This is a genomic window from Variovorax sp. M-6 (genome assembly GCF_052114385.1).
Classification (GTDB): Bacteria; Pseudomonadota; Gammaproteobacteria; order Burkholderiales; family Burkholderiaceae_C; genus Variovorax.
In genome coordinates this window covers 309,371-319,790 of record NZ_JBFREQ010000001.1, presented here as the reverse complement: position 1 = coordinate 319,790, position 10,420 = coordinate 309,371, and the positions used below count along the sequence as shown (strand labels likewise).

10 protein-coding genes are annotated in these 10,420 nt (G+C 67.5%); 7 read left to right on the top strand and 3 right to left on the bottom strand.

Annotation, left to right across the window (positions count from 1 at the left end; genetic code table 11):
* Position 1: 1 nt before the first annotated feature.
* Both AB4Z46_RS01580 and AB4Z46_RS01575 read right to left on the bottom strand, forming a co-directional pair.
* A complete protein-coding gene (locus AB4Z46_RS01580; RefSeq protein WP_442281714.1) occupies positions 2 to 883 on the bottom strand; it encodes a branched-chain amino acid ABC transporter permease in 882 nt (293 codons plus the stop codon).
* Between the two features lie 145 nt (positions 884 to 1,028).
* Complete coding sequence (locus AB4Z46_RS01575; protein WP_442281713.1) at positions 1,029 to 2,180, bottom strand: ABC transporter substrate-binding protein; 1,152 nt, start codon at positions 2,178 to 2,180, stop codon at positions 1,029 to 1,031.
* A 116-nt stretch (positions 2,181 to 2,296) separates the two neighbouring features.
* On the opposite strand from AB4Z46_RS01575, the gene AB4Z46_RS01570 reads away from it, so the two are divergent.
* Together AB4Z46_RS01570 and AB4Z46_RS01565 are read left to right on the top strand one after the other, a co-directional pair.
* The gene (locus AB4Z46_RS01570; protein WP_442281712.1) at positions 2,297 to 3,379 is read left to right on the top strand and encodes a TRAP transporter substrate-binding protein; all 1,083 of its coding nucleotides are present in this window, start codon (positions 2,297 to 2,299) and stop codon (positions 3,377 to 3,379) included.
* 50 nt (positions 3,380 to 3,429) lie between these two features.
* Positions 3,430 to 4,722 (top strand): SUMF1/EgtB/PvdO family nonheme iron enzyme, encoded by a 1,293-nt coding sequence (locus AB4Z46_RS01565; protein WP_442281711.1) that lies wholly within the window; start codon positions 3,430 to 3,432, stop codon positions 4,720 to 4,722.
* Between the two features lie 83 nt (positions 4,723 to 4,805).
* Here AB4Z46_RS01565 and AB4Z46_RS01560 read toward each other — a convergent pair whose 3' ends face one another.
* Positions 4,806 to 5,570 (bottom strand): FadR/GntR family transcriptional regulator, encoded by a 765-nt coding sequence (locus tag AB4Z46_RS01560; RefSeq protein WP_442281710.1) that lies wholly within the window; start codon positions 5,568 to 5,570, stop codon positions 4,806 to 4,808.
* Positions 5,571 to 5,777: 207 nt separating this feature from the next.
* Between AB4Z46_RS01560 and AB4Z46_RS01555 the strand changes: the two genes are divergently transcribed.
* From AB4Z46_RS01555 to AB4Z46_RS01535, 5 genes are all read left to right on the top strand, one after another.
* Positions 5,778 to 6,983 carry an ABC transporter substrate-binding protein gene (locus AB4Z46_RS01555; RefSeq protein ID WP_442281709.1) on the top strand — a complete coding sequence of 402 codons (1,206 nt, stop codon included), beginning with the start codon at positions 5,778 to 5,780 and terminating at the stop codon, positions 6,981 to 6,983.
* A 129-nt stretch (positions 6,984 to 7,112) separates the two neighbouring features.
* Complete coding sequence (locus AB4Z46_RS01550; RefSeq protein ID WP_442281708.1) at positions 7,113 to 7,973, top strand: branched-chain amino acid ABC transporter permease; 861 nt, start codon at positions 7,113 to 7,115, stop codon at positions 7,971 to 7,973.
* Positions 7,974 to 7,978: 5 nt separating this feature from the next.
* A complete protein-coding gene (locus tag AB4Z46_RS01545; RefSeq protein ID WP_442281707.1) occupies positions 7,979 to 8,935 on the top strand; it encodes a branched-chain amino acid ABC transporter permease in 957 nt (318 codons plus the stop codon).
* Positions 8,932 to 9,702, top strand: coding sequence for an ABC transporter ATP-binding protein (locus AB4Z46_RS01540; protein ID WP_442281706.1), 771 nt, complete (start codon positions 8,932 to 8,934; stop codon positions 9,700 to 9,702). Before AB4Z46_RS01545 ends, AB4Z46_RS01540 begins: the two co-directional genes overlap by 4 nt.
* The gene (locus AB4Z46_RS01535; RefSeq protein ID WP_442281705.1) at positions 9,699 to 10,415 is read left to right on the top strand and encodes an ABC transporter ATP-binding protein; all 717 of its coding nucleotides are present in this window, start codon (positions 9,699 to 9,701) and stop codon (positions 10,413 to 10,415) included. Before AB4Z46_RS01540 ends, AB4Z46_RS01535 begins: the two co-directional genes overlap by 4 nt.
* Positions 10,416 to 10,420 lie beyond the last annotated feature (5 nt).

The window sequence follows — 10,420 nt, the reverse complement described above, 5'->3', positions numbered from 1 at the left end:
CCTAGACCTTGCGTTCCTGCATGGAGCCGAACAGGCCCTTGGGTCGAACCAGCAGCACCAGGAACAGCAGCCCGAACGCGACCGCGTCGCGCATCGTCGAGCCGATGTAGGCCACCGACAGCACCTCCGCGAAGCCGAGGAACAGGCCGCCGAGCATCGCGCCGCGGATGTCGCCCATGCCGCCGAGGATGATCACTGCGATGCCCTTGTGCAGCATCGGCTGGCCCATCAGCGGGAACACGGCATTGGAGTAGAGGCCGATCAGGACCCCGGCCAGCCCGCCGAGCGCGGCGGCCGCGAACGAGGTCAGGAAGAACAGGCCCTCGACGTTGATGCCGAGCAGGTAGGCCGCCTTGGGCGATTCGGCGATCGCGCGCAGCGCGCGGCCGAGCTGGGTGCGCTTGAGCGCCACCATCAGCACCGCCATCAGCACGAAGGACAGCAGGATGATGCCCAGCTCGAGTGCGGTCAGGTGCAGGCCTGCGAGATCGAGCGATTCGCCCGACACCACGCCGGCCGGGAAGCGCACGTTCTCGGCGCCGAAGATGCCCTGCACGCCGTTGTTGAGGATGATCGCGACGCCGATGGTGGCGATCATCGGGATCAGGTGGGGTGCGTTGCGCGCGCGCAGCGGCTTCAGCACCAGGAAGTCGATCAGCAGGCCCAGCAGGCCGCAGAAGACGAAGGCGAACAGCAGCCCGGCCCACAGGGGCAGATCGAAGCGCGCCATGGCCTGGACGGCGGCATAGGCGCCGACCATGAAGACCGCGCCGTGCGAGAGATTGATGACGCCGAGCACGCCGAAGATCAGGGTGAAGCCGAGCGCGAAAAGCGCATAGACGCACCCGAGCGACAAGGCGTTGACGAGTTGCTGTTCAAGCATGGAAGTTCCGTTCAGGAAGAGAGCGGGGCCGGCAAGGCCGGTCCCCGCTGTTCGTGAAACACCGAAGAACCGGCTTTGCCGGGCTTCAGGTGTTGCCCCCGGCGAGGGGGTGGGCGGCTACACGAAGTGAGCCAACCTGGGGGAGTTACTTGGAGATCACGAACTCGGAGCCCTTCGTCACGCTGACGATCGGGGTCTGCTGGGCGTCGTAGCCGGCCGGCTTGCCGGTCTTGTCGGTGGCGCGGCGGAACTGGAAGGCGCCCGTGGCACCGGTCCACTTGGCGTTCGGCAGCGCGTCGCGCAGCGCCGCACGGTCGGTCGTCAGGTTGCCGGTCAGCTTGACGCCCTTGAGCGCCTGGGCCGCGATGTACATCGCGTCATAGGCCTGCGCTGCGAACTGGTCGGGCGCGGTCTTGTACTTGTCGTTGTAGGCCTTGATGAACTTGCTGTTCTCGGGGGTCGCGTTGCTGGCCGACCAGGGGCTGCCGACGTAGAGGTTGTCGGACTGGCCCTTGGCGAGCTCGAACACCTTGACCGAGTTCATGCCGTTGCCGCCGATGATCGGCACGTTGAGGCCGAGCTGGCGGGCCTGCACCATGATCGGCGCGCCTTCGGCGAGCAGGGCCGACAGCACGATCGCATCGGCGCCGCTGGCCTTGATCTTGGTCAGCTGGGCCTTGAAGTCGACGTCGCCCTTGGCGAAGGTCTCGGTGGTGGTGACCGGGATCTTCAGGTCTTCAAGCGCCTTCTTGAAGTTGTCGTAGCCGCTCTTGGTGAAGACGTCGTCGTTGCCGTAGAGCACCGCGACCTTCTTGATGCCGGCGTTCTTGACCGCGGTCTTGATGGTCTCCGGCAGCACGTCGGCTTCGGTCACCGAGTTGCGGAACACGTGGTCGCCGATCGAGGTGATGCCGTCGGCGGTGTTGGAGGTGCCGAAGGCCACGGTCTTGGCGGCCTGGGCGATCGGGTCGGCGGCCTGGGCCGAGTTCGACAGGGTGGGGCCGAAGACCATCAGCACCTGGTCCTGGAAGATCAGTTTCTTGAAGACGTTGATCGCTTCTTCCTTCTTGCCCTGCTCGTCGGCGACGACCAGCTCGATCTTGTTGCCGTTGATGCCACCGGCCGCGTTGATCTCGGAGGCCGCCAGCTCGAAGCCGTTGCGGATCGCGACGCCGTACTGGGCGGCACTGCCCGACAGGGCTTCGGCGACGCCGATCTTCAGGTCGGCGGCTTGGGCGGCGAAGGCGGCGAAAGTCGCCAGGGCCAGCAGCGAAGTCTTGAACGGGAGGTGTCTCATTGGAATCGTCTTTCGAGGAAAGGGAGGAACGGGGGCGGCCATTTTATAAGGTGCGCGTGCGGTGATTCCTACAATCGCGCGTCCCCGTCTTGGGGGATTTCCTGGAGTTTCACTCGATGCAACGTCGTTTTCTGATTCAGCGTGGCGGTATCGCCGGCGTGCTGGCGGCCGGCATCGCGCCGGCCGCGCATGCGCAGGCGCTGACGCGCTGGCGCCTGGCGTCGAGCTTCGCCAAGTCGCAAGACCTGCTGTTCGGCGCCGCCGAGACCCTCGCCAGGAAGGTCGGCGAAATGAGCGGCGGCCGGTTCCAGATCGAGGTCCATGCCGCGGGCGAACTGATGTCGCCCCAGGGCGTGCTGGACGGCGTGCAGCGCGGCGCCATCGAGGCCTGCCATACGGCGGCTTCGTTCTTCGTCGACAGGAACGAGGCCTTCGCGCTCGGAGGCGCGATCCCCTTCGGCATGAACGCGCGGCAGTTGAGTGCATGGATGACCGAGGGCAACGGCCTGAAGCTCGCCCGCGAGTTCCACGCCGGCTTCGGTGCGCTTTATTTCCCGTGCGGCAGCGCGGGTGCCCAGCGGCTCGGCTGGTTCGCGCACGAGATCCGCAGCGTGCGCGACTTCAAGGGCCTGAAGGTCCGTTTCGACGGACTGGCGGGGCGCGTGCTCGCGCGCCTGGGCGCGGTGGTGCAGGGCCCGGCGTCGGGCGTCGACATCCGGGACGCACTCGCCAAGGGCGGCATCGGCGCGGCCGAGGGCCTGAGCCCCTACGACGACCAGAAGCTCGGGCTGCCCAAGGTGGCGCGCATCTGCCACTTCCCGGGCTGGTGGTCCGGGGCGATGCAACTCGACCTGCTGGTGCACCAGAAGGCCTTCGATGCGCTCACCGCAGAGTACAAGGCCATTCTGTCGGCCGCGAGCGCCGCGGTGCATGTCGAGTTGCTGGCGAAGTACGACGTCCGCAATCCGGGGGCGCTGCGACAGCTGGCCAGTGCCGGCGCGCAGCTGAAGCCCTTCCCCAGGCCGGTGCTGGATGCCGCCTTCAAGGAATCCATGGAGCTGTGCCGCGGACTGGGCGCCGGCAACCCGGCGTGGAAGAAGATCCACGACGACTACCGCGCCTTCCAGCAGAACCGGTTGTTCGCCGACCGCTTCACCGAGGCGCCGTTCGACGCCTTCCTGCAAGGCGCAAAGCTATGAGGCGCGCCGGGGTTTGCCCGGCTTGCGGCCGGCCGTCGCCATAATGCGCGATGCCTTCGAGTCCGCCGTCATCGACGCCGTTCGGCACCCCCGGGCTGCCGCATTCGATCGACTCGCCGGACATGCGCCGGGCCGGCCGTGAGCTGCTGTCGCTGGCCCTGATCGACGCCCGCAACCACACGCTGCATCTGCTGGCGCTCTACGAGCAGGCGCTGGGCTCATCGACGCTGGTCGTGCCCCGGGTCGAAGGTGTCGATCCGCCGGTCTGGCTGGCCGGGCATGTCGGCTGGTTCTCCGAGTGGTGGATCGCGCGCAACGCGCAGCGCGCCTTCGGCGCCGATTGCCCGGTCCGGCCGACACGGCTGGCTTCGATCGAGCCGCAGGCCGACGCGTGGTGGAGTCCCTCGCAGCGCGCGCCGGCCGACCGTGGCGCGCCCGACCTGCCGGATCTGGCGCAGACCAAGGCCTACCTGCTCGACACGCTCGAGAGCACGCTCGAATTGCTCGAACATGCGGCCGAGACCGACGCCGGACTCTATTTCTATCGCCTGGCGCTGTTTCACGAAGACCTGCGCGGCGAGCAACTGCTCGTGATGGCGCAGACCCTCGGCTTGCCGCTGGCGGTCGAAATGCCGCCGGCCGCGGTGACGCGACCGCCGCTCTCGGTGCCCGCCACCGTGTGGGAACTCGGCCTGCCGGAGACCGGCTTCGCTTTCGCGCAGGAGCGGGGCTGCGAGCGCGTCGACGTGCCCGAGTTCGAGATCGATGCCCAGCCCGTCACCTGGAGCCAGTATGTCGAGTTCGTCGACGACGGCGGCTACGACCGGCCCGAGCTCTGGCGACCCGAGGGCCTGGCGTGGCTGGCGCAGCAGGCCGAAGGGCGGCGCGGACCGCGTCACGTGGAACAGATCGGCGCGGCGCGCCATGGCACCGGGGGCTCGGTGCTGCAGCAGCAGTTCGGCCGCACGGTGCGCGCAGCGGGCAACCGCAGCGCCGTTCACGTCGCCTGGTGGGAGGCCGATGCCTGGGCGCGCTGGGCCGGCCGGCGCATGGCCACCGAGGTCGAATGGGAAATCGCCGCCCACACCGCCGCCCGCCGCGGCTTCCGCTGGGCCGATGTGCACGAGTGGACCGCCGGCACGCTGCAGCCCTGGCCCGGCTTCCGTGCCGACCCCTGGAGCATGGACACGGCGTTCGATCCCGGGCCCGCCTTCGGCCATGCCCGCGTGCTGCGCGGCGCTTCCTTTGCGACCCGCGCGCGCCTGCGTTCGTTGAAACGCCGCGGCTTCGCGCTACCCGATCGCGACGACGGCTTCGTCGGCTTCAGGACCTGCGCGCTGTGAGCGGCTGCCACAAGGAGGCCTCCAGGAGGCCAGCGGCGGTGCTCGACGAATTCGGCCAGCCTTTGCCGGCCTGAGGCCCACGCTCAGCGCTGGCCGCTCGGCAGCAGCAGGTGCTTGGCGCCGATGTGCGCTTCCATCTCGTGCATGTGGACTTCCGCGTCGGCCATGTGCTCGGCCATCAGGCGGCGCACGGTCTCGGCGTCTTCGTTGCGGTAGGCCGCCAGCAACTCGGTGTGGTAGTCGACATTGGCCTCGCCGAAGTGGTGGTGGTCGAGTGCCTTCTTGTAGACCACGAGGTCGCGCAGCAGGTCGTTGAGGAAGCGGCACATGAACGAGAGCACCGGATTGGGGCAGCTTTCGGCCAGGATGGTGTGAAACGCGAGTTCGGCTTCGCGCTGGATGCGCAACTCGTCTTCCGAGGTGGGCTCCTGGGTGCACAGGCGGATGTTCTCTTCGAGGCGCTCCATCTGCTGCGGCGTCAGCCGGCCCACCACGCTCACGGCCAGTTCGGGCTCCAGGGCCTTGCGCAACTGGTAGATGTGATGCCCGTCCAGGTGATGGAAGTGCAGGAAGTTGCGCAGCGGCTCCGAGGCGTGATCGACCGACACCTGCTGCAGGTAGGCGCCGCCGCCCGGCCCGGTCCGGATCGAAATCAGCCCGCGCACCTCCAGCGCCTTCAGCGCCTCGCGCACCGTGCTCTTCGAATAGCCGAAGAGTTCGATCAGCTCCTTCTCGTTCGGCAGCCGGTCGCCGGGCTGCTTGCGCTCGGCAACGATCCATCGCTTCACGTCTTCGACGATGACGTCCGAGAGCTTTTGCCGCTTGGGACGGTGTTGGCCCACTGTCATGCACACGCTCCATGCCCATCGGGAGATGCGCACCAGCGCGCGATCTTACTGGCGCTTCGGACAGCGCTTTTTCGTGAAGGAAGGGTGGATGCAGGCACGGCGATTGCTAACGGGTTTTCACTAGCATATTAATCCAATTTATCCGGTTAAATCGCCGCACATCGCGGAAGCCACTTTTTCACTTCACACCACGATCGGAGCGCTCAAATGCAACGCAGACAACTTCTTCAGCTGGCCGCCCTCTCGGCCGCGCCCGCCTCCCTGCTGGCCGGCCGCGCCGCTTTCGCCCAATCGGCGGACGCCATCCGCTTCGGCTGTCCGGTGCCGATGTCGGGGGCTTTCGCTGCCAACGGCAAGTTCGCCGACCTGGGCATGAAGCTCGCCATCGAGCAATACGGCAGCGTGCTCAAGCGGCCTCTGACCTACACGGTGCTCGACACCGAAGGCAAGCCGGCGACCGCGGTGCGCAAGGTGCAGGAGGCCTCGCAGCAGCAGGGCGTGCGCTTCTTCGCGGGCGGAATCCTGTCGTCGGAATCGCTGGCGATGGGCAAGGAGGCCGAGAAGGCCGGCGCGCTCTTCATCACCACGGCCGGGGCCGACGAGATCACTGGCAAGGACTGCAACAGCGCCACCTTCCGCTGGTCGGTGCCCACCTTCGGTGCCATCGAGCAGACGGTACGTCCGCTGGCGGCGGCGCTGCCCAACGCCAAGCGCTGGTACACCATCACGCCGCAGTACGTGTTCGGCGAAGGCCTGCTCGGCGCGGCCAAGGCGATCTTCCAGGAGAAGGGCATCGAGCACGTGGGCAACAGCTACCACTCGCTCAACGAGAAGGAGTTCAGCGGCTACCTCACCAACGCCGCAGCGGCCAAGCCCGACGTGCTGCTGCTGCTCAACTTTGGTGCGCAGTCTTCCGATGCGCTGCGCCAGGCGGTGAGCTTCGGGATGAACAAGAACATGACGATCCTGATGGCCTGGGCCTCGGGGCTCGAGCAGTTCGAGTCGTTGGGCGCCGATCTGTGCGACGGCGTCTATTTCGGCGCGCAGTACTGGCACACGGCCGACACGCCGCTCAACCGGGACCTCGTCAAGCGGACCGCGGACAAGCTCAAGATCGTGCCCAACTACAGCCTCGCGGGCTCCTATGTCTGCACCAAGATCCTGCTCGACGGCATTGTCAAGGCCGGCACGGTGGACCCGAAGGCCGTGATCGCAGCACTCGAAGGCATGAAGTTCGACGGCCTCACGGGCACCGAGGAAATCCGTCAGGCCGACCACCAGGTGATCAAGGACTACTACCTGCTCAAGGGCAAGGCCAAGTCGAAGATGAAGAACCCGGCCGACTTCGTCGACGTGGTCAGTTCGGGCAAGTCGTTCCTTCCGATCGACAAGACCGGCTGCAAATTGGGCTAACCCCCAGGCTTGCCCACTGCGTGTGGCCGCCCACCCCCTTGCAGGGGGCAACACCTGCGGCCCGGCAAAGCCGGTTCCGCGGTGTTCCTGGAAGGGGCAGTGCACTCAATCCCGCCACGACTCACATCTATGACCGTCTATCTGCTCCAGGCCCTCAACGGAATCGGCATCGGCATGCTGTATTTCCTGCTGGCCGTTGGCTTGTCCATCGTGTTTGGCCTGCTGCGCTTCGTGAACTTCGCGCACGGGGCTTTCTACCTGCTCGGTGCCTACCTGTGCTTCCAGGCCATGCAGTGGGGCCTGGACTTCTGGGCCGCGCTGGTGCTGGTGCCGTTGTTCGTCGGCGCGCTGGGATGGGCCGCCGAGAAGCTGCTGCTGCGCCGTGTCTACGCCAAGGCGCACGAGTTCCACATCCTCGTCACCGTCGGCCTGGCGCTCGCGGTGCAGGAGATCGTGATCGTGCTGTGGGGGCCGCTCGGCAACAGCGTGCCGACGCCCGACCTGCTGCAGGGCGTGGTCATGTGGGGCGCCTTCGTCTATCCCAAGTACCGGCTCTTCGTGATCGGCTTCACGGCCGTGCTGGCGGTGCTGCTCTGGTGGGTGCTCGAGGGCACGCGGCTGGGCAGCGCGGTCCGTGCGGGCAGCGAATCGACCGAGATGGTGTCGCTGCTGGGCATCAACGTGTTCCGCGTGTTCAGCCTGGTGTTCGCGCTGGGTGCGGCGACGGCCGCATTGGCCGGCGTGCTGGCCGCGCCGATCCGCGGCGCCGAGCCCTTCATGGGGGTCGAGGCGCTGGGCGTCGCCTTCGTGGTGGTGGTGATCGGCGGGCTCGGCAGCTTCGGCGGGGCGCTGGTGGGCGGCTTGCTCATCGGCGTGGTGCAAAGCCTCATGAGCACCATCTGGCCGCCCGGTGCGAGCCTGATGATCTACATCGCGATGGCGGCCGTGCTGCTGCTGCGCCCGCATGGCCTGCTCGGCCGTCGAGGATGAAAACCATGCCGAGAAAAATCACTTTCCTGCTGGCGCTGATCGTCGCGCTGGGCCTGCCCCTGGTACTGCGCTCGGGAACTCTCGCGAGCGAGGTCCTGATCTATGCGCTCGCGGCCGTCGGCTGCAATCTGCTGCTGGGCTACACGGGGCTGCTGTCGTTCGGGCAGGGCATCTTCTTCGGTCTGGGCAGCTACACCATCGCGATCCTGCTCACCCGGCTGCAACTGCCGATGCCGCTGGCGCTGCTCGCCGCCATCGCCATGGGTGCGCTGGGCGCCGCGGTGGTCGGATGGGTGGCCATCCGCCAGCGCGGCACCTACTTCGTGATGCTCACGCTGGCGTTCGCGCAGATGTTCTACTTCGTGGCCTACACCGCCTCGGGGCTCACGGGCGGCGACAACGGGCTGCTCGACGTGCCGCGCCCTGCGTTCATGGATACGCCCTGGAAGTACTACGCCTTCGTCGCCGTGGTGTTCCTGATCGCGTTCGGATTGCTGCTGCGCGTGTCGGACTCGATCTTCGGCCGCACGCTGCTGGCCATCCGCGACAACGAGGACCGGGCCGCCGCGGTGGGCTACAACCTGCGGCGCTTCAAGCTGCTGGCTTTCGTGATCTCGGGCGCGGTCACCGGTCTGGCGGGCGGGCTGCACGCGATGATGACCGGCATCGCGCCGCTCTCGAATGCCGAATACCACACGAGCGAGATGATCCTGGTCATCACCGTGATCGGCGGCACCGGCAACCTCTTCGCCTCCGTGCTGGGTGCGGCCTTCTATGTACTGCTGGCCGACTGGCTCTCGACCTTGTGGCCGCGATGGCTGCTGTTGCTGGGGCTGCTGCTGATCGGCGTGAGCATCGGCATGCAGCGCGGTCTGTGGGGCCTGGGCGAGAGCGCGTGGCGCCGCGTGTTCCGCAGGGCGCCGCCGCCGAAGGTCCTGGCCGGACAGGGAGAGAAGGCATGACGCAGACCGCACTGATCGAAGCCGTCGGCGTTACCAAGCACTACGGCAAGTTCGCCGCCCTCGGCGGCGTGGACCTCAGGATCCTGCCCAACACCGTGCATTCGGTGATCGGCCCCAACGGCGCCGGCAAGACCACGCTGTTCCACATGCTCACGGGCACCGGCACCACGACGGGCGGGCGGATCGTGTTCGACGGCCACGACGTGACGCGCGAGCCGGACTACCGCCGGGTGCAGCGCGGGATGGCGCGCTCCTTCCAGGTCACGAGCCTGTTCGCCAGCCTGCCGGTGCGCGAGAACCTGCGGCTCGCGGCCCAGGGCGTGACGCCGCGCCGGGCGCTCAATTGCTGGCGCGCGCCGGTCGGCGCGCTCTCCTGCGCCGACACCGTGGCGGAAGTGCTTCAGCGCATCGGGCTCGAGCGGCTGGCCGACACGCCGGCCAGCGTGCTCTCGCACGGCCAGCAGCGGCGGCTCGAAGTCGGCATGGCGCTGGCGGCGCGGCCCAAGGCGATCTTTCTCGACGAGCCGACCTCGGGCATGGGCATCGACGACCTGGACGACATGAAGCAACTGATCCGCGGCCTGCGCGACGCCCACACCGTGGTTCTGATCGAGCACAACATGAACATCGTGATGGACATCTCCGACACCGTGACCGTGATGCAGCAGGGCCGCGTCCTGGCCGAGGGATTGCCGGGCGAGATTCGCGCCGATCCGCGCGTGCGCACGGCCTATCTCGGCAACATGATCACCGGGGGGCGCGCATGAGCGGTTCCAGCACCATTCTGGAGGTCGCGAATCTCCACAGCCACTACGGCAAGAGCCATGTGCTGCAGGGCGTCTCGATGACCGTGGGCGAGGCGGAGGTGGTGACACTGCTGGGCCGCAACGGCGCGGGCAAGTCGACCACCCTGAAGAGCATTGCCGGCGCCGTCACACCCACCCGCGGCAGCGTGCGGTTCCAGGGGGCCGGCATCGCGGGCCTCCCGCCGCACCGCATCGCGACCCGCGGCGTCTGCCTGGTGCCCGAGCACCGCGGCATCTTCAAGCTGCTGAGCGTGGAGGAGAACCTGCTGCTCGGCCAGCGGCGCGATTCGCCCTGGCAGCTCGACGACATCTACCGCATCTTTCCGCGGCTGAAGGAGCGGCGCCGCAATGGCGGCGGCCAGCTTTCCGGCGGCGAACAGCAGATGCTGGCCATCGGGCGCGCGCTGATGAACCACCCGCGCCTGCTGATCCTCGACGAACCGGTGGAAGGCCTCGCACCGGTGATCGTCGAGGAGATCGTCGCCCAGCTGAAGCTGATCAAGGCCGCCGGCGTGGCGATCCTGCTGGTCGAGCAGAACCTGGAGGTCTGCGTGCAGCTGGCCGACCGGCACTACATCCTGGAGCAGGGCGTGATCGTGCACGAGGCCGACAACGCGGGCTTCGTTGCCGACCACGAAGTGAAAGACCGCTACCTGGGCGTCGGTCTCGTCTGAACGCC

Bases quoted from the DNA above. Each gene is read 5' to 3' on its own strand.
- AB4Z46_RS01540 (WP_442281706.1), top strand. From the start codon at position 8,932: ATGACGCAGACCGCACTGATCGAAGCCGTCGGCGTTACCAAGCACTAC.
- AB4Z46_RS01545 (WP_442281707.1), top strand. From the start codon at position 7,979: ATGCCGAGAAAAATCACTTTCCTGCTGGCGCTGATCGTCGCGCTGGGC.
- AB4Z46_RS01575 (WP_442281713.1), bottom strand. From the start codon at position 2,180: ATGAGACACCTCCCGTTCAAGACTTCGCTGCTGGCCCTGGCGACTTTC.
- AB4Z46_RS01560 (WP_442281710.1), bottom strand. From the start codon at position 5,570: ATGACAGTGGGCCAACACCGTCCCAAGCGGCAAAAGCTCTCGGACGTC.
- AB4Z46_RS01565 (WP_442281711.1), top strand. From the start codon at position 3,430: ATGCCTTCGAGTCCGCCGTCATCGACGCCGTTCGGCACCCCCGGGCTG.
- AB4Z46_RS01580 (WP_442281714.1), bottom strand. From the start codon at position 883: ATGCTTGAACAGCAACTCGTCAACGCCTTGTCGCTCGGGTGCGTCTAT.
- AB4Z46_RS01570 (WP_442281712.1), top strand. From the start codon at position 2,297: ATGCAACGTCGTTTTCTGATTCAGCGTGGCGGTATCGCCGGCGTGCTG.
- AB4Z46_RS01550 (WP_442281708.1), top strand. From the start codon at position 7,113: ATGACCGTCTATCTGCTCCAGGCCCTCAACGGAATCGGCATCGGCATG.
- AB4Z46_RS01535 (WP_442281705.1), top strand. From the start codon at position 9,699: ATGAGCGGTTCCAGCACCATTCTGGAGGTCGCGAATCTCCACAGCCAC.
- AB4Z46_RS01555 (WP_442281709.1), top strand. From the start codon at position 5,778: ATGCAACGCAGACAACTTCTTCAGCTGGCCGCCCTCTCGGCCGCGCCC.